This is a genomic window from Geodermatophilus poikilotrophus (assembly GCF_900111455.1).
GTDB lineage: Bacteria > Actinomycetota > Actinomycetes > Mycobacteriales > Geodermatophilaceae > Geodermatophilus > Geodermatophilus poikilotrophus.
In genome coordinates this window covers 137,938-155,366 of record NZ_FOIE01000003.1, presented here as the reverse complement: position 1 = coordinate 155,366, position 17,429 = coordinate 137,938, and the positions used below count along the sequence as shown (strand labels likewise).

General features: G+C 75.2%; 16 protein-coding genes. 12 read left to right on the top strand and 4 right to left on the bottom strand.

Annotated elements, in window-relative coordinates; genetic code table 11:
- Position 1 precedes the first annotated feature (1 nt).
- Positions 2 to 1,003 carry a TAXI family TRAP transporter solute-binding subunit gene (locus BMW27_RS08230; RefSeq protein ID WP_091442163.1) on the bottom strand — a complete coding sequence of 334 codons (1,002 nt, stop codon included), beginning with the start codon at positions 1,001 to 1,003 and terminating at the stop codon, positions 2 to 4.
- Positions 1,004 to 1,189: 186 nt separating this feature from the next.
- Between BMW27_RS08230 and BMW27_RS08225 the strand changes: the two genes are divergently transcribed.
- Genes BMW27_RS08225 through BMW27_RS08215 form a run of 3 tightly spaced genes read left to right on the top strand, consistent with a single transcriptional unit; the run spans position 1,190 to position 4,011 of the window.
- Complete coding sequence (locus BMW27_RS08225) at positions 1,190 to 1,942, top strand: GntR family transcriptional regulator (protein ID WP_091442160.1); 753 nt, start codon at positions 1,190 to 1,192, stop codon at positions 1,940 to 1,942.
- A gap of 31 nt (positions 1,943 to 1,973) precedes the next feature.
- Positions 1,974 to 2,732, top strand: coding sequence for an SDR family NAD(P)-dependent oxidoreductase (locus tag BMW27_RS08220; protein WP_091442157.1), 759 nt, complete (start codon positions 1,974 to 1,976; stop codon positions 2,730 to 2,732).
- Between the two features lie 13 nt (positions 2,733 to 2,745).
- Complete coding sequence (locus BMW27_RS08215; RefSeq protein WP_091442153.1) at positions 2,746 to 4,011, top strand: MFS transporter; 1,266 nt, start codon at positions 2,746 to 2,748, stop codon at positions 4,009 to 4,011.
- Here the strand turns inward: BMW27_RS08215 and BMW27_RS08210 are convergent.
- Positions 3,983 to 5,197, bottom strand: coding sequence for a CaiB/BaiF CoA transferase family protein (locus BMW27_RS08210; protein ID WP_091443060.1), 1,215 nt, complete (start codon positions 5,195 to 5,197; stop codon positions 3,983 to 3,985). The genes BMW27_RS08215 and BMW27_RS08210 overlap by 29 nt on opposite strands.
- A gap of 354 nt (positions 5,198 to 5,551) precedes the next feature.
- Here BMW27_RS08210 and BMW27_RS08200 point away from each other — a divergent pair, with 354 nt between their 5' ends.
- From BMW27_RS08200 to sbnA, 6 genes are all read left to right on the top strand, one after another.
- Complete coding sequence (locus BMW27_RS08200; RefSeq protein WP_091442147.1) at positions 5,552 to 7,456, top strand: S9 family peptidase; 1,905 nt, start codon at positions 5,552 to 5,554, stop codon at positions 7,454 to 7,456.
- 73 nt (positions 7,457 to 7,529) lie between these two features.
- Complete coding sequence (locus BMW27_RS08195) at positions 7,530 to 7,952, top strand: DUF1810 domain-containing protein (RefSeq protein WP_091442143.1); 423 nt, start codon at positions 7,530 to 7,532, stop codon at positions 7,950 to 7,952.
- Positions 7,953 to 7,988: 36 nt separating this feature from the next.
- The gene (locus BMW27_RS08190) at positions 7,989 to 9,026 is read left to right on the top strand and encodes a glutathione S-transferase family protein (RefSeq protein ID WP_091442140.1); all 1,038 of its coding nucleotides are present in this window, start codon (positions 7,989 to 7,991) and stop codon (positions 9,024 to 9,026) included.
- Positions 9,027 to 9,414: 388 nt separating this feature from the next.
- Complete coding sequence (locus tag BMW27_RS08185) at positions 9,415 to 9,846, top strand: hypothetical protein (protein ID WP_091442137.1); 432 nt, start codon at positions 9,415 to 9,417, stop codon at positions 9,844 to 9,846.
- A 126-nt stretch (positions 9,847 to 9,972) separates the two neighbouring features.
- Positions 9,973 to 10,740 carry a hypothetical protein gene (locus BMW27_RS08180; protein WP_091442135.1) on the top strand — a complete coding sequence of 256 codons (768 nt, stop codon included), beginning with the start codon at positions 9,973 to 9,975 and terminating at the stop codon, positions 10,738 to 10,740.
- 319 nt (positions 10,741 to 11,059) lie between these two features.
- On the top strand, positions 11,060 to 12,121 hold the full coding sequence (sbnA, locus tag BMW27_RS08175; RefSeq protein WP_091442133.1) for a 2,3-diaminopropionate biosynthesis protein SbnA: 1,062 nt from the start codon (positions 11,060 to 11,062) through the stop codon (positions 12,119 to 12,121).
- Between the two features lie 56 nt (positions 12,122 to 12,177).
- Here sbnA and BMW27_RS08170 read toward each other — a convergent pair whose 3' ends face one another.
- Positions 12,178 to 12,918 (bottom strand): alanyl-tRNA editing protein, encoded by a 741-nt coding sequence (locus BMW27_RS08170; protein ID WP_091442130.1) that lies wholly within the window; start codon positions 12,916 to 12,918, stop codon positions 12,178 to 12,180.
- A 170-nt stretch (positions 12,919 to 13,088) separates the two neighbouring features.
- On the opposite strand from BMW27_RS08170, the gene BMW27_RS08165 reads away from it, so the two are divergent.
- From BMW27_RS08165 to BMW27_RS08155, 3 genes are all read left to right on the top strand, one after another.
- Positions 13,089 to 14,720, top strand: a complete 1,632-nt coding sequence (locus BMW27_RS08165) for a Na+/H+ antiporter (protein ID WP_245743378.1) — start codon at positions 13,089 to 13,091, stop codon at positions 14,718 to 14,720.
- 164 nt (positions 14,721 to 14,884) lie between these two features.
- Positions 14,885 to 15,505, top strand: a complete 621-nt coding sequence (locus BMW27_RS08160) for a hypothetical protein (RefSeq protein WP_091442126.1) — start codon at positions 14,885 to 14,887, stop codon at positions 15,503 to 15,505.
- The gene (locus BMW27_RS08155; RefSeq protein WP_342707432.1) at positions 15,502 to 16,185 is read left to right on the top strand and encodes a hypothetical protein; all 684 of its coding nucleotides are present in this window, start codon (positions 15,502 to 15,504) and stop codon (positions 16,183 to 16,185) included. Before BMW27_RS08160 ends, BMW27_RS08155 begins: the two co-directional genes overlap by 4 nt.
- A gap of 124 nt (positions 16,186 to 16,309) precedes the next feature.
- On the opposite strand, the gene BMW27_RS24295 is transcribed toward BMW27_RS08155, so the two are convergent.
- A complete protein-coding gene (locus BMW27_RS24295; protein ID WP_091442123.1) occupies positions 16,310 to 17,380 on the bottom strand; it encodes an acyl-CoA dehydrogenase family protein in 1,071 nt (356 codons plus the stop codon).
- Positions 17,381 to 17,429: the final 49 nt, after the last annotated feature.

Below are 17,429 nucleotides of genomic sequence, written 5' to 3'. Positions count from 1 at the left end.
GTCAGCCCACCGAGTCGAAGTAGGCCTGCGCGCCGGGGCAGGTCTCGATGAAGGCGACCTCGCCGGCGGTCGCCGGGTCCAGCTCCTCGGCCGCCGGGTGGACGGTGAGCAGCTGCTCCTTGTTCTCGAAGATCGTCCGCGTGATGTCCTGCTGCAGCTGCTCGTCCATGTCCGTGCGGGCCACGAGGATGTTCGGCGAGACCACCTGCGGCGAGGCCTCGGTCTGGCCCTCGTAGGTGTTGGCCGGGATCTCGTCGGCGAAGTAGTAGTCGCCGTACTGCTCGGCCATCGCGTCGGTGTACTCGGCGGTCGGGATGAGCACCAGGTCGGCGTTGTTGGCCAGCTCGACGATGGCGCCGGTGGGCAGGCCGCCGGACCAGAAGCCCGCGTCGACGGTGCCGTCCTGGATCGCCGCGACGGTCTCCGCGACCCCCAGCTGGGCGCGCTCGATGTCGGCCTGCGGGTCGAGGCCGGCCGCCTGCATGATCCGGTCGGCGGTGACCTCCGAGGCCGAGCCGACGGCCCCGGGCGACACCCGCTTGCCGCGGAGGTCCTCGATCGAGGTGATCCCGGTCGCCGCGGTCGTGAAGACGTGCGTGAAGTTGTTGTAGATGTTGCCGAGCGAGCACAGCGGCAGCGCCTCGGTGAACGTGTTCTCACCGTTGGCCGCGTCGGAGACGACGTCGCCGAGGCCGAAGGCCAGCTGCGCCTGCCCCGAGGCCAGCAGCTGCATGTTGTCGACCGAGGCGTTGGTCTCCTGGACCGTGACCGTCGTCCCCTCCAGCTCCGAGCTGAGCAGGTTGGCGATGCCGCCGCCGTAGGGGTAGTAGACGCCGCCGGTGCCACCCGTGGCGAAGGTCAGCGGGCCGCCGGCCTGCGCGCCCTCACCTCCCCCGGAGCCGCCGGACTCGCCCCCGCCACAGGCGGTGAGCAGGAGCGCGGTGGCCAGCGCGGTGCCGAGGAGGCGGCGGGTCGGCCGGGCAGGGATCGGGCTGGAGGTCATCGTTGGCCTTCCTGGTGCGTGCGGTCGGGGACCCCAGGGCCGGCGTCCTCCCTGGTCGGGACGGCTCGAGGGGCCGAGCCGGAGCGGTCGGTCGCTGAGTGAACCAGCTCACAACAAATCTTGTCTACTGTTAACGATCCGTGGAACGATCCTGCTGCACACCGACGCGGGAAGTGGGGATCGATCGTGTCCGGCGCCGACCACATCCACGCCCTCCCGCTGCGCGAGCACGTCTACGGGCGGCTGCAGGAGCTGCTCATCGCCCGGACGCTCGCGCCCGGCGACCACCTGGTCGAGGAGCGCCTGGCCGCCGAGCTCGGGGTCAGCCGCGGTCCGGTGCGCGAGGCCCTGCAGCGGCTGCACCGCGACGGCTGGATCACGCTGCGGCCGCGGCAGGGGGCGTTCGTCAACCAACCGACCCGGCAGCAGGTCGAGGAGTTCTTCGAGGCCCGGGAGGTGGTCGAGCGCGCCGCCGCCGAGCTGGCCGCGCGGCGCTGCACGCCCGAGGACGCCGCGGCGCTGCTGGGCATCTGCGACGAGGCCGACGCCGACTGGGCGCGGGGGGTGCCCGCCCAGCAGATGGCCGGGCACACCGCCCGCTTCCACCGCACCGTGGTGCTCTGCGCGCGCAACCACCTGCTGCTCGAGTTCGGCGAGCAGCTCTCCCAGCGCAGCCGCTGGTTCTTCGCGCCGCTGGTCAGCACCATCGCCCCGCGCGCGTGGGCCGAGCACCGCCGGGTCGCCGAGCTCATCGCGGCCGGCCGGCCCGACGAGGCCGCGGCCGCCATGCGCGCGCACGTCCACCAGTCCCGCGACTCCTACCTCGACACCCAGCCGGTCGACGACGCCCCGCCCGAGCCGGTCGCCTTCCGCCGCACCCGGGCGCCGTCGGGCTCGCGGGCCGCCGACACCCCCCGCACCCGGCGCGCCCGCGCCTGACCCCAACCCCGCCCCGAGCACAGGAGCCCCCGTGAGCACTGCACGCGTCGTACTGGTCACCGGAGCCTCGAGCGGCATCGGCCGGGCCTGCACCGAGGCGTTCCTCGCCGAGGGCGCCCGGGTGATCGCCGCCGCCCGCCGCACCGAGCGGCTGGCGGACCTCCACGCGCAGCACGGGGACGCGGTGCTGCCGCTGACCGTGGACGTCCGGGACCGCGCCCAGGTGTCGGCCGCGCTCGGCTCGCTGCCCGCCGACTGGACGCCGATCGACGTCCTGGTCAACAACGCCGGGCTGGCCGCCGGCCGCGGGCCGATCCACACCGACGACCCGGAGAACTGGGACCGGATGCTGGACACCAACGTCCGCGGCCTGCTCAACGTCTCGGCCTGCGTGCTGCCCGGCATGGTCGAGCGCGGCTCCGGCCACGTGGTCAACATCGGGTCCAACGCCGGCCGCGAGGTCTACCCCGGTGGCGCCGTGTACTGCGCCACCAAGGCCGCCGTGGAGCGGATCACCCGCGGTATGCGGATGGACGTGCTGGGCAGCGGCGTGCGGATCAGCCAGGTCGACCCCGGGATGGTCGAGACCGAGTTCTCCCTGGTCCGCTTCGACGGGGACGAGGCCCCGGCGAAGGCCGTCTACGAGGGCCTGACCCCGCTGTCGGCGGCCGACGTCGCCGACGTCGTCACCTGGGTCGCGAGCCGGCCGCCGCACGTCGTCGTCGCCGACGTCCTCCTCTACCCGGTGGACCAGGCCGGCTCCGGCAGGGTCGCCCGCCGCAGCTCGTGAGGTGACGCCGACCGTGGGGGCCGGGCGGCGCCGGGACTTCCCGGGCTGGCGGATGGTGTGGGCGCTGGCCGGCACCGAGACCGTCGCCTACGGGGTGCTCTTCTACTCCTTCGCGGTGTTCCTCGTGCCGATGCAGCGCGACCTCGGCGCCGGCACCGCGCAGCTGTCGGGCGCGCTCACCCTCGCCATGGCCGTCACCGGAGCGGCCGCCCCGGCCGTGGGCCGCTGGCTGGACCGGCACGGGGCGCGCTGGCTGATGACCGCGGGCAGCCTGCTCGGCGCGGCCTGCGTCGTCGGCTGGTCGCAGGTGCGCACCCTGCCGCAGCTGTACCTGGTGTTCACCGGCATCGGGCTGGCCTGCGCGGCCGTCCTCTACGAGCCGGCGTACGCGGTGATCAACACGTGGTTCCACCGCGAGCGGCGGGCCGCGCTGCTGACCCTCACCGTGGTCGCCGGGTTCGCCTCGACCGTCTTCCTGCCGACCTCGCAGGCCCTCATCGACGGGCTCGGGTGGCGCGGCGCACTGCTGGTGCTCGCCGTGCCGGTCGCACTCTGCGCGGTGCCGCACGCGCTGCTGCTGCGGCGCGCCCCGGCCGACCTCGGCCTCGCCCCGGACGGCGCGGCGTCCCCCGAACCCGTTGCGGCGCCCGGTCCCGGGCCGTCGGCGACGCCGGACCCGCCCGCCGCCCCGGTCGACCCGTGGCAGGACCCCGCGGTGCGCCGGCTGACCCTGGCCACGGCGCTGGAGATGCTGGCCACCACCGCCGTCGCGGTGCACCTGGTGGCGCACCTGTTGGAGCGCGGCGCGTCCCCGACGCTGGCGGCGGCGTCGGCCGGTGCCCTCGGCGCGATGTCGGTGGCCGGGCGGGTGGTGCTCACCGCGCTGGCCGGGCGGCTGGGCACCGGGCCGGTGAGCGCCGCGCTGATCGCCGGCCAGGCGGTCGGCGTGGGGCTGCTGTTCGCCCTGCCGCAGCCGGCGTCGACGGTGGTGTTCGTGCTGCTGTTCGGTGCGGGGTTCGGCGTCATCCACATCGCCCGCCCGGCACTGCTGGGCAGCTACGTGCCCGCCGCCGTCTTCGCGTCGGTCTCCGGCGGCCAGGCCCTGGCCGGGCAGCTGGGCCGGGTGGTCGCCCCGGTCGCGGCCGGCGCGCTGATCGGAGCGGCCGGGTACGGCGTGGCGTTCGGGGCGGTCGCGGTCTGCACGCTCGCCGCGGCCGCGCTCATCCTCTCCGCCGAGCGGGCTGCCGCGCTCACCCCGGAGCGGGCCGCTCCCCGGTGACCGGCCGGGCGGTGCCGGCGGCTCGGACGGCGTCGTCGTCGAGGCCCAGCCGGCGCAGCGTCGCCTCGGTGTGCTGGCCCAGGGCGGGCGCGCCCGGGAGCGAGGGGGCACCGCTGCGGCCGAAGGTCCACGGCAGCCGGGCGTGCACCAGCGTGCCCTCGGTCGGGTGCTCGACCTCCTCGAAGAACCCGACCGCGGCCAGGTGCTCGTCGTCGAACAGGTCCTCGACGGTGTTCACCGGCATGGCCGGGATGTGCCGGTCGCGCAGCGTCGACAGCCAGTGCGCCGTGGGCCGGCGGGCGAGCTCGTCGTCGACCAGCCGGTAGAGCTCGTCGATCCGCCGGGTGCGGCCCCGGATGGTGGTCAGCTCGGGGTCGTCGGCGAGGTCGGGCCGGTCGACCAGCCGGAAGAACTCGCGCCAGTGCGCGTCGGTGTAGAGCAGCATCGCGACGACCCCGTCGGCGGTGCGGTGCGGGCGGCGGTAGGGCGACGCCGTCCGGGCGTACCCCGTGCCGCCGGTGCGGCCCGCGTACACCCGGCCGCCCTGCTGCTCCATGAGCAGGAAGCCGGCCATGGACTCGAACATCGGCACCTCGACCGCCTGCCCGCGGCCGGACACCGACCGCTCGTGCAGGGCGGCGAGGACGGCGGCCAGCGCCATGACGCCGACCGTCTTGTCCACCACCTGGGTGCGCACGTACTGCGGCTCCCCGGCGCCGCCCTGGACGGCGGCCAGCCCGGAGACGCCCTGGACGACGTCGTCGTAGGCCGGCTCGTCGCGGTACGGGCCGGCCGAGCCGTAGCCCACGGCGGCGCAGTGGACGACCCGCGGGTTGCGGGCCAGGACCGTCCCGGCGTCGATGCCGAGCCGGGCGGCGGCCCTCGGCCGCATGTTGTGCAGCACCACGTCGGCCTCGTCGACCAGCAGGTCGAGTGCCTCCCGGCCGGCCGGCGTCGTCAGGTCCAGGACGACGGACTCCTTGCCCCGGTTGAAGGTGAGGAACGCCGGCCCCAGCCCGGAGCCGCGCTCGTCGCCGACGCCGCGGATGATGTCGCCCGACGGCGGCTCGACCTTGACCACCCGCGCGCCCATCTGGGCCATGAGCACCGCGCAGTACGGGCCGAGGAACGTCGAGGTGAGCTCCAGGACGGTCAGGCCCGCGAGCGGTCCGGGCGACGGCGGCACGGGCACTCCCTCCTGGGTGGGCGGCGGTGGAGGCAGCGTGCCAGAGCGCGGGGAGAGCGGTCCCACCGGGCGCACCGGCGGGACGCCAGGTCGGCACCTCGGAGGATCCGGGTCACGCGTGCCCCACTCGGCACGAGAGTCCCGGTGCTCCTCGTCCGGCGGGGACGCGGGCCGTACCGTGGAGGAGGCGCCGGGCGACCCGGCGATCCAGCGGCCGGACGGCGTGGTCCGCCCCGGCCGGGACCGGCGGAGCGCGTGCTGCGCGAGCCGGACGCCACGGACCACTCTCGGCGCGGGGGCTGTGCCAGCCTGCGCGTACGCCACGAGGCTGCAGAACAGGGAGGACCTGGCACGGTGACGACGTACCCGGACGCGGACCCGACGGTCGTCGAGGACGCGATCGCGCTGGGCGACTCCCTCGTCGACGCCTGGGGCAGCTGGGGACCGAACATGACGCCGGACGCCCGGCAGGTCGCCTTCATCAGCGACCGCTCCGGCGTGCCCCAGCTCTACATCAAGGACGTCGTGCTCGACGGGCCGCGGCCCGCGGCGCGGCACGTCAAGCTCTCCGAGGACCCGGTGGTCTCCGTGCGGTGGGCGGCCGACAGCGGCTGGCTCACCTGCGAGGTCGCCACCGACGGCGGGGTCCGGACGGCGGTGTGGGTGGTGCGTCCCGACGGCAGCGACGCCCGCCGGATCGCCGGCGACGCGACCACGCACGCCGAGCTGGGTCCCTGGACCCGCAGCGGGCACCGCTTCGTCGTCACCTTCCCCGGCGCCGCCGAGGGGGTGCCGACCCGCTGCTTCCTGGCCGACCCCGCGACCGGCCGGCTCGACCCGCTGGCGGAGGGCGAGCTCATCCGCGTGCTCGACGTGTCGCTGGAGGAGCGCTTCATCGTCATCCGCGACGGCGCGCGTGGGCAGCAGTACGTCGTCGTCGTCGACCGGCTCACCGACGAGGCCCTCAGCGTGCTGCCCCAGGGCGCGACCGGCTCGACGGAGGTCGCGCTCATCCGGCCGGCTCCCGCGGAGCACGGCGGACCGGTCTACGTGTACCTGGCCTCCGACGTGGGCCTGCCCCGGCGCCAGCTGATCGGCCTGCCGTTCGGCCCGAACGGGTGGCGCGGCGAGCCCCGGACGCTGGCGGCGCGCGACGACGCGGAGCTGGAGTTCATCGACGCCGACGACGCCGGCCGCCTGCTGCTGCTGGTGTGGAACGTCGCCGGGCGCAGCGAGCTGGAGCTCATGGACACCGCCACGGGCGGGCGGACGCCGATCTCCGGCCTGCCCGGGCTGGTGGCCGCGGACCCGGTGCTCAGCCGCGACGGCTCGAGCGTGGTGCTCGGCGTGGAGGGCCCGACGCGACCCCGCGAGCTCTGGCACCTGGACACCACGACGCACGCCTGGACCCGGGTCTCCTCCTCCCCCCCGCTGCCCGCGCGGCGGCTCGTCGTCCCGACACCGGCGACCTTCGCCGGGCAGGACGGCCTGCCGCTGACCGGCTGGCTGTACCGCGCGCCGAGCCGGCTGAAGGGGACCGGCCCGGCGGTGCTGTGGCTGCACGGTGGGCCTGAGGCGCAGGAGCGGCCGACGTTCGACCCGGAGCACCAGGCGCTGGCCGCGGCCGGCATCACCGTGTTCGCGCCCAACATCCGCGGCTCGTCGGGGTTCGGCCGGGAGTTCGTGCACGCCGACGACCTGCACGGCCGCTACGACGCGTTCGCCGACGTCCTGGCCGCCGCGCAGCACCTGGTGGACACCGGTGTCGCCGACGCCGACCGCATCGCGGTGACCGGCCGCTCCTACGGCGGTTACCTGACCCTGGCCTCGCTCGCCTTCTCGCCCGGCGTCTTCGCCGCGGGAGTGGACGTCTGCGGCATGTCCGACCTGGTCACCTTCTACCGCGACACCGACCCGTGGATCGGCGCGGCCGCGGTGTCGAAGTACGGCCACCCCGAGCGGGACCGCGCGCTGCTGGAGGAGATCTCGCCGCTGCGGGCCGCCGGCGCCATCGACGTCCCGCTGCTGGTGGTGCACGGCGAGCACGACACCAACGTGCCGATCGGCGAGGCGCACCAGGTCGTCCTGGCGCTGCGCGAGCAGGACCGGACGGTGCAGTACCTGGAGCTCGAGGGCGAGGGCCACGACTTCCGGCGGGCCGACTCGCGCAAGCGGCTGCTGGGGACGATGGTGCGCTTCCTGGCCCGGGCGCTGTCCCGGTCGCGCGAGGCCGACCCGGTGGGCGGCCGGGCCGGGTGAGCGAGCCTGCGAGCTCACCCGACGGCACAACAGCGCCGCGAACGCGGCCGACGAGCGCCAGCGAGGAGGTCCCGTGAGCGACCCCTTCGGCCTCGAGCGGTTCGTCCGGGCTCAGGACGGCGGGGTGTACGAGCACGCGCTGCGCGAGCTGCGGGCCGGGGCCAAGCGCGGTCACTGGATGTGGTTCGTCTTCCCGCAGATCGCAGGTCTGGGGCGCAGCTCGACCGCGCAGCACTACGCGCTGTCCGGCCTGGAGGAGGCGCGGGCGTACCTCGCGCACCCCGTGCTGGGGCCGCGGCTGGTGGAGTGCGCGCAGGCGCTGCTGGAGCTGCCCGGCCGTGACCCGGTCCGGGTGCTCGGGTCCGTGGACGCGGTCAAGCTGCGCTCGTCGATGACGCTGTTCGAGGCGGCCGCGCCCGACGAGCGGGTGTTCGCCGAGGTGCTGGAGCGCTGGTTCGACGGCGAGCGGGACGAGGCGACGACCACGCGGCTCTGACGAGCGGCCCGGCGCGGGTTCGATGAGGCTGGGGGCGTGAGCGAAGACAACAGCGGGTCGGGCTACGTCACCTCCGGGGAGTTCAAGCGGGACACGAACTACATCCCCGACCGGATCACCGCCGACGGTTCGAGCGGGTGGCCGGCGGAGGCCGGGCGCTACCGGCTCGTCATCGCGCGGGCCTGCCCGTGGGCGAACCGGGCGGCCGTCGTGCGCCGGCTGCTCGGCCTGGAGGACGCGATCTCCATGGGCATGTGCGGGCCGACCCACGACGAGCGGTCCTGGACCTTCGACCTCGACCCCGGCGGCCGCGACCCGGTGCTCGGCTACGAGCGGCTGCAGGAGGCCTTCCTCGCCCGCTTCCCCGACTACGACCGCGGCATCACGGTGCCGGCGCTGGTCGACGTCCCCACCAAGCAGGTCGTCACCAACGACTTCCTGCAGATGACGCTGGACCTCTCCACCGAGTGGACCGCGTTCCACCGCGACGGCGCGCCCGACCTCTACCCCGAGAAGCTGCGGGACGAGATGGACGAGGTCATGCAGCGGGTCTACACCGAGGTCAACAACGGCGTGTACCGGTGCGGGTTCGCCGGCTCCCAGCGGGCCTACGACAGGGCGTACCAGCGGCTGTGGACGGCGCTGGACTGGCTCGAGGAGCGGCTGTCCGGGCAGCGCTACCTCATGGGCGACACGATCACCGAGGCCGACGTCCGGCTGTTCACCACGCTGGCCCGGTTCGACCCCGTGTACCACGGCCACTTCAAGGCCAACCGGCAGAAGCTGACCGACATGCCGGTGCTGTGGGCCTACGCGCGCGACCTGTTCCAGACCCCCGGGTTCGGCGACACGATCGACTTCCCGCAGATCAAGGAGCACTACTACGTCGTGCACGCCGACATCAACCCGACCCAGGTCGTCCCGGTCGGTCCCGACACCTCGAACTGGCTGACCCCGCACGGGCGCGAGGAGCTCGGCGGCGCGCCGTTCGGCGACGGGACACCGCCCGGGCCTCCTCCTGCGGACGAGCGCGTGCCGGCCGACCACGGCCCCGGCGGCCTCGGCCACCGCTGAACACCGGCGCGGCCCGGCACCACGCGGGTCCGGCCGGCGCCGGGTGTCCTCGGCAGCGCTCGTGCTCTGCCCGCACCGTTGGGCAGAGCACGAGCTGCCGGGGAGGACCGCCGGGCCGGGAGGCCCCGACGCCGGTCGTCCGTGAACCCGGCGACGTCGGAGCTGGTGCGGTCGTCGGGCGGACGCAGCAGGAGCTCCACCCGCTCCACCGTGGGTTCCCCGCCGCGGAGCCGCCAGGACGTGCCGTCGGCGTCCACGGGCTGATCGCGGACGGCCACGGGATGGCGCAGTAGCAGGATCGGGCCCACGGTGACGCCGGTCGTGTGGACAAGCGCCCTCCTGTGGACGGCGGACCGCACCGACGGCGGCCGCGGCCAGGGTCGCGGCCATGACGACTCCCCCGCTCGCGCAGGTCCCCGTCCGCTCGGCCGCCGAGCTGACCCGGCGCTGGGCCGCCCTGCTCGACCCACCGGTCTTCGCCGCCCGCAGCCTCTGGCTGCTGTGGCTCACCGGCGACGGTCGCTCGCTGCCGCTGGTCGTCCCGGTCGACGACCTGCCGGCGGTCCCCGACCGGCTGATGCTCCGCGGGCTCGCCGACTTCCACGAGACGCTCACCGAGGACCTCGACGTCACGCACCTGGCGATGGCGCTCTGCCGCCCCGGGCGCGCCGTGGTCACCGCCGCGGACGAGGAGTGGGCGACCGGGCTGCACACCGTCCTCGACGACGCCATCGGGAGCAGCTGGAGCCTGCACCTGGCCGCAGGTGGCCGGGTGGTCCCGGTCGTCGAGCGCCCGACGTGGCGGCCGTCGACCGGGTGAGGCGGGGATCGAGGATGGCCGGCGCGGTCGACACGACCGGCGGTCGTCCGCACGACCGCGCGGCAGGCCACGCCGGGCGCGGCCCTCGACGGCGCGGCTCGGCTCGACGTCGAGCAGGCTGGGAAGGTGGCTGCCGGTCCGCCCCTGTCCCTGCCCAGCGTCGGACCGGACCCGGTGCCCTGGGACACCGCGCTCGCAGCGGTGCTCGGGTACGCGCGGGGGCGGCGGGCGCTGTGGTTCCGCTCCCCGGGCCACCCCGAGGGTCGGTGGGTGCGGGTCCCGGCCTTCGGCTACGAGCGCTTCGACTGCCGCCCGCCGGTCGTCGGACCGCTGGGCGACGACGACGTCCTGGTCGCCGAGGGGCTGCACGGCCGCCTCGACCCGGCGGGCTGGGCCACGGTCCGCTCTGCGCTCGACGATGCCGGCCCGCTCGCCGACGCCGTGGCCGTGCGGGCGGAAGAGCGGGCGTTCTGGGGGCTCCCGCCCGGTGAGCTGTCGGTGCTGGAGGAGCCGGGCACGGTCGGCGCCGCGCTGCGGGCGGTCGGCCGGCACGGTCCCGGGCAGCACCGGGACCACCTCGTCGCGGCGCTGCACCACCGGCGTCCGGACCTCGTGCCGCTGGTCGGCGGCACCACCCGCCGTTCGTTGCTGCCCCACGTCGAGGAGGGCGACAGCGGGCCGGAGGCGGTCGTGCACCGGGAGCTGCTGGTCAACGCCGAGGCGTTCGGCGCGCTCGAGACGGTGGCGTCCCGACTGCTGACCGCGACCGGGGGCGTCCCGCTCACCCGGCTGCGGCTGCACGACGTCCTGGTCTGGCTCAGCGGCGGTCTCCGGCTGGCGCACGCCGTCGCCCTCGGCAGGCAGACCCCGGAGTGGGCGGCGCTGCGGGCCTGACCGGTCGAGCGCGCCGTCGAAGACGGTGACGTCGACGGTCCCGTCCAGCTCCACGGCCGACCGTCGGCACGCCTCCCGGGTCATCAGTGGGGTCGAGCCGCGCCTCGCTGCCCGGCCGGGTACGCGGCGTGAGCGCGAGGTCGGAGCTGTCCGCTCGGGGTGGGGATGACCCCACCCCGACCGTGGGGGAATGCCGGGTCGATCCGGGGGTCGGCACGGTCGAATCAAGCGGCGCCACACCGGACTCTTGTCTCCAGGGGATCCACCCACGGGCCGCGCGGGACACCGCAGTTCCGCGCCGACGAGATGAGAACCGATCGTGACCGTCATCTCCCAGCCGCACGAGTACAACCAGCACGACCTGTTCATCGACCTGCGGTCGGTGATCGGACACCCGCTGTTCCTCAAGGTCGAGGGGCTCAACTTCGCCGGATCGGTGAAGCTCAAGGCCGCGAGCGGGATGGTGGCGGCCGCCGAGCGTGAGGGTCGGCTGCAGCCGGGGTCGGTCATCGTCGAGTCCTCGTCGGGCAACCTCGGCGTCGCGCTGAGCATGATCGCGGCGAGCAAGGGCTACGGGTTCTTGTGCGTGACCGACCCCCGCTGCAACCTGCAGACCAGGCTGCTGATGGAGGCGCTCGGCGCCGAGGTGCACGTGGTCACCGAGGTGGCCGACCCGGCCCGCGGCCTCCTCGGTGCGCGGATGGACTACGTGAGGGCTCGGTGTGCCGCCGACCCCCGGTACCTGTGGCTCAACCAGTACGAGAACCAGAACAACTGGCAGGCGCACTACCGCCAGACCGCGCCGGCGATCGCCCGGCAGTTCCCGGAGCTGGACGTCCTGTTCGTCGGGGCCGGCACCACCGGCACCCTGATGGGCTGCGCCCGGTGGTTCCGCGAGCACCGCCCCTCGGTGCGCATCGTCGCCGTCGACGTGGTCGGCTCGGTGTCGTTCGGCGGTCCGGCGAGCACGCGGATGATCCCCGGTCTGGGCATGGGCGTCCGCCCGCCGCTGCTCAACGAGTCCTACGTCGACGAGTTGGTGATGGTGGAGGAGGCGGACACCGTCCGCGCCTGCCACCGGCTGGCCCGGCGCGGCTTCCTGTTCGGCGGCTCGACCGGCACCGTGGTCAGCGGGGCCACGAGCTGGCTGGCCCGCCACGAGGAGAACGGCGGGCGGGAGCTCACCGCGGTCACCATCGCCCCGGACCTGGGTGAGCGGTACCTCGACACCGTCTACCAGCCCAACTGGGTGCAGGACATCTACGGCGACGACGTGCTGCGGTCGCTGGACCTGGACGCGGCCCCCGCGACCGCGGCACTGCCGCCGATCCCCGTGCCGCGGGTCCCCATCGACGCCGCGGTGGCGTCGAACGTCGCCTGAGCACCACCCGGTCCCCGGGCCGGGAGCTGAACCGCTCCCGGCCCGGGACCGGCACGTCAGACGACGCGGATGCGCAGCCGGCGGAAACCGCGGCCCTTGTTCTCCATCTTGACCACCTCGACCCGGCCGACCATCGCCGTCGAGGCCACGTGCGTGCCGCCGTCAGCCTGCAGGTCCAGGCCGACGATGTCGACGATCCGGACCTCCTCGATGTCGGGCGGCAGCAGGTCGGTCGCCGTCCGGATCAGATCGGGGATCGCGTAGGCCTCCGCACGCGGCAGCGTCCGCACCTCGATGCGCCGGTCCGCGGCGATCTCGGCGTTGACCGCCTCGGCCACGCGGTCCTTGAAGTCGGCCGGCACCTCGGCCAGGTCGAAGTCCATGCGCGCGGTCAGCGGCTCCATGTTGCCGCCGGTGACCTTCGCGCCGAAGTCGCGCAGGACGACGCCGGTGAGCACGTGCAGGCCCGAGTGCGTCCGCATCAGCGCCGTCCGCCGCTCGTCGTCGAGCGCCCCGCGGACGGCGGTGCCCGGCGGCGGCACCGGATCGCCCTCCACCGGGACCAGGTACAGCTCGTCGCCTCTGCGGGTGCCGGCGATGCGCGTGCGGACGCCGCCCCACAGGAGCACGCCCTCGTCCGGGGGCTGCCCACCGCCGCCCGGGTAGAAGGCGCTGCGGTCGAGGACGACGCCCCGCTCGGGATCGGCCGCGACCACCGTCGCGTCCCACTCCCGCACGGTGGCGTCGGTCAGGTCGAGACGGTGGGTGTGCCCGTGGGCGTCGCCGGCAGTGGTCACCCCGGCATGCTGCCCGGGATGGCCGGACGGCGGCCACCATCGGGCCCCCGTCCGGTCGGACGGTACGGCGAGGGGACCGGCGTCCTCCGGTGTGAGCGGCTCGAGCCCGGGCGTCGACCCGGAGGATCACGGCCGTCGGGAAGACTGTGCAGGTGCACGCGGAGACTGCGGTGTTGCTGGTCCTGGGTGCGGTCGCGGTGATCGTCGGGGTGCGGTGGGTCGCCGGACGCACCGGCCTGCCGGCCGCCGCGCTGTTGACCCTGGCCGGCATCGCCTACGCCTACCTGCCCGGCCCGAACGTCGCGCTCGACCCCGAGCTGGTCCTCACCCTCGTGCTGCCACCGCTGCTCTACAGCGCGGCGCTGGACTCCTCGCTGCTGGCCATCCGCCGGAACCTGCGGACGGTCGTCAGCCTGTCGGTCCTGCTCGTCACCGCGACGGCGCTGCTCATCGGCGTCGGCTTCGCGCTGTTCGTCGCCGGCGCGACGCTCGCCGCCGGGATCGCGCTGGGCGCCGCCGTCGCGCCGCCGGACCCGGTGGCGGCCCTCGCGGTGGGGCGCAAGGTGGGCCTCCCGCCGCGGCTGATCACGCTCATCCAGGGCGAGGGCCTGCTCAACGACGCCACCGCGCTCACCATCCTCTCGGTCGCGGTGGCCGCGGCCCGCGGCGACGGGTTCTCCACCCCCGCGGCCGTCCTGCAGTTCGTCGTCGCCGCCGCAGGGGGCGTGGCCGCCGGCGTGGCGGTGGCCTACGCCGTCCGGCCGCTGCGCCGGCTGCGCAGCGACCCGCTGTCGTCCAACGCCGTCTCCCTGGCCACGCCGTTCGTCGCCTACCTGCTCGGCGAGTCGCTGCACGTGTCCGGCGTGCTGGCGGTCGTCGTCGCCGGGCTGGTCATCGGGCACAACAACCCGAGCTGGGCCTCGGGTGCCAGCCGGCTGCAGACCGACGCCGTCTGGCGGCTGGTCGACTTCCTGCTCGAGGGCATCGTCTTCCTGCTCATCGGCCTGCAACTGCCCATGGTCATCCGCGGGCTGGACCAGTACGACACCTCGACGATCGTCACCGCCGCCGCCGTCACCGTGGGCGTCGTCCTCCTGCTGCGCCCGCTCTGGCTCTGGCTCACCGAGCACCTGCCGCAGGCCCTGCACACGCGGCTGGGCGGGCACGGCGACGGCACGCCGGAGGAGGACGGCGTCCCCCGGCTCACCGGCCGCGAGATCGTCGTCCTCAGCTGGGCCGGGACCCGGGGAGTCATCAGCCTCGCTGCCATCTTCACGCTGCCCCTGGTGACCGACACCGGCGAGCCGTTCCCCGACCGCAACCTGCTGCTGCTCTGCGCCTTCCTGGCCGTGCTGGTCACGCTCGTCGGGCAGGGGCTGACCTTCGCCCCGCTGGTGCGCGCGCTGGACCTGCGCGCCGACCAGGCCGACCAGGCCCGGCTGCGCAACGAGGCCCGGGCGGCCTCGGTGGAGGCCGCGCTCGTCCGGTTGACCGAGATCGAGGCCCAGCAGCACGACGACGTGGACGACCAGGTGATCGCCGGCCTCCGTGCCCAGCTGACCCCCCGGCTCAACCGCTACCGACGGCGGCTGGACCTCCTGCAGAACGCGGAGGGCGGGGAGATCCCCCTGTCCCCTCAGTACGAGGCGGCGCTGCGCCTGCGCCGGGAGGTGCTGGACGCGCAACGGCACGAGTTGCTGCGCTGGCGGGAGGTGGGCCAGCTGCCCGACGCGGGCCTGCGGATCCTGGAGCGCGAGCTGGACCACGAGGAGGGACTGCTGCCCGCCCGCGGACCCCGGTGAGCGGGCTGCCGCGGCCGCCCGCCGCCGGCGCGGGCCGTCGTCCCGACGGCGGCGCACCGGGACATTGCCTGCCGGCCCGGGCGCGAGGACGCTGGGCGCCGCGGCGATGCCGCCCGAGCACCGCCGCCCGAGAACCCCAGCGCGCCTGGGAGAGGAGCGGTGACGTGTACGCACGCTCGACCACCATCCGCGGCAACCCGCAATCCGTCGACCGTGGGACGGACTACGTCCGCGACGAGGTGATGCCCGCCGTCCGCAGCATGGAGGGCTGCATCGGACTGTCCATGATCGCCGACTCCGAGTCCGGGATGTGCATCGTGACGACGTCCTGGCGGGACCGGGAGACGATGCAGGCCAGCGCCGAGGGGGTCCGGCCGCTGCGCGACCGGGCCAGGGAGGTCTTCGGCGGCGAGGTCGAGGTGCACGAGTGGGAGGTGTCGGCCATGCACCGCCGGCACGAGGCCCACCACGGCGCCTGCACCCGGGTGACCTGGCTGCGCGGCGCCCCCGACGACATGGAACGCAGCATCGACGCCTTCCGGATGAGCCTGATGCCGCGGCTGGACGACCTCGCCGGCTTCTGCAGCGTCAGCCTCATGACCCACGCCGCCGAGGGCATGGCCGTCTCCGCGGTCACCTACGACAGCCGGGAGGACATGATCGAGACCCGCGAGCACGCCCGCGCGCTGCGCGACGAGTTCGTGCCGGCGCTCGGCCTGGCCGTCACCGACGTCCGGGAGTTCGACCTCGTCCTCGCCCACCTCCGGGTACCCGAGACCGCGTGAGCGCCGCAGAGCAGGCCGGGGTGGCCTCCGCCGGCACCCGCGCCGAGAGGAAGCCGCCCGTGTACGCGCGCACCGTCACCGTCCACGGCGACCCGGAGGCGGTCGACGACGGCGTCGCCTTCCTGCGGGACAGGGTCATGCCGGCCGTCGAGGGCCTGCCCGGCTACGTGGGCCTGTCGATGCTCGCCGACCGCGGCTCCGGCCGCTGCATCGCGACCACGTCGTGGGCCGACGAGGCCGCGATGTCCGAGACCGCCGAGCAGCTCCGGCCCCTGCGGGCCCGGTTCGCCCAGATCCTGGGCGGACCGCCGGAGCTGCAGACGTGGGAGATCGCCGTCCTGCACCGGGTGCACGAGGCGCCGGACGGGGCCTGCACCCGGGTCACCTGGACGCGCACCGACCCCGACCGGGTGGAGCAGGTCCTCGACGCCTACCGGCTGAGCCTGCTGCCCCGGCTCGAGGAGATGGCCGGCTTCTGCAGTGCCAGCCTGCTCGTCGACCGCTGGGAGGGGCGGGGCGCCGCATCGGTCACCTACGCCGACCGGGAGACCCTGGAGCGCTCGCGCACCGACGCCACCGCCGTCCGGGAGGAGTTCGCCGCCGCGATGGGCAGCCGGATCCTCGAGGTCGCCGAGTTCGACCTGGTGCTCGCGCACCTGCGGGTGCCCGAGACCGCCTGATCGCCGCGGGGCCGGCCGGGTCGCCCCGGCCGGCCCCTGGCGGCCTCCCGGCGAGGGGCCCGCCGCGGCCCCTTGCCGGGTCCCGCCGCCAGCTCGCGAGTGGCGGGGGCGAGGGGGTCCTCCCTCAGACCACCCGGGTCAGGGCCGGCCAGAGGCCGTCGCCGCCCTCGGCGAGCAGCCCGACGCCGAGCACCTGCGACCAGGTCAGCTCCGACCCGGCCTCGTCCCGCCAGGACCACAGCCGCCGCGTCAGGTGGTGCAGCTTGTGCTCCTGGGTGAACCCGATCGCGCCGTGCACCTGGTGCGCCAGCCGGGCCACCGCCTCGACCGCCGCCCCGGCGCGCACCTTGGCCGCCGCCGCGGCGAGGACGACGTCGTCCCCCCGCCCGAGGGCCTGGACGGCGGCGTCGGTCAGCGCGGTCACCGCGGTGACCTCGCCGGCCATCTCCGCGAGCTCCATCTGCACGGCCTGGAACTTGCCCAGCGGCCGACCGAACTGGTGCCGCTCCCCGGCGTACTGCACGGTCCAGGCCAGCACCCGTTCCAGCGCCGCGGCCAGCTGCACCGCCCGCGCCAGCGCGAACCGGGCCCGCACCTCCGCGGCCCTCGCCGGGGTCAGCAGCGCTCCGGCCGCCGGCGCACCGCCGAGCACCAGCGAGCCGCGCGGCTCCCCGGCCAGGTTGCGCGCGTCGCTGGTCGCCAGCCCCTCAGCGTCGACCAGCGCCAGCACCGCGCCCTCGATGCCCTCGGGCGCCGCTGCGAGGACCGCGACGTGCTGCGCCACCCCGGCCCAGGCGACGTCGGTCGCGGAGCCGGTGAGCTGCCAGCGCCCCGGGCCGTCGCCGTCGTCCACCGGCTCGGCGGTGACCGCGCCGGCGACCGCGAGCGTCAGCGGCTCGGCCGGGTCGGGCAGGTCCAGGCCGGCCGCCAGCAGCGCCGGCCCGGCGGCCAGCAGCTGCTCGGCCACCGGCACCGCCCCGGCACCGGCGGCCAGCGTGCGGACGACGGCCACCGCGTCGGCCAGCTCACCGCCCGACCCGCCGGCCTCCTCGGGCAGCCCGACGCCGGTCAGCCCCGCCTCGGCCAGGTCGGCCCACAGCCCGGCGTCCCACGCGGTGTCCGCGGTGAGCGCGAACGGCTCGTGCGCCGAGAGGATGTCGCGGACGGTCTCGACCACCAGGTCCTGGTCGCTCATCGCACTGCCCCCTGGCTCGCGTCCGCGCTCGCTCGTTCCCGGCCGCGGT

Coding starts and splice junctions, on each gene's coding strand:
- BMW27_RS08230 (WP_091442163.1), bottom strand. CDS start 1,003: ATGACCTCCAGCCCGATCCCTGCCCGGCCGACCCGCCGCCTCCTCGGC.
- BMW27_RS08185 (WP_091442137.1), top strand. CDS start 9,415: ATGACGACTCCCCCGCTCGCGCAGGTCCCCGTCCGCTCGGCCGCCGAG.
- BMW27_RS24295 (WP_091442123.1), bottom strand. CDS start 17,380: ATGAGCGACCAGGACCTGGTGGTCGAGACCGTCCGCGACATCCTCTCG.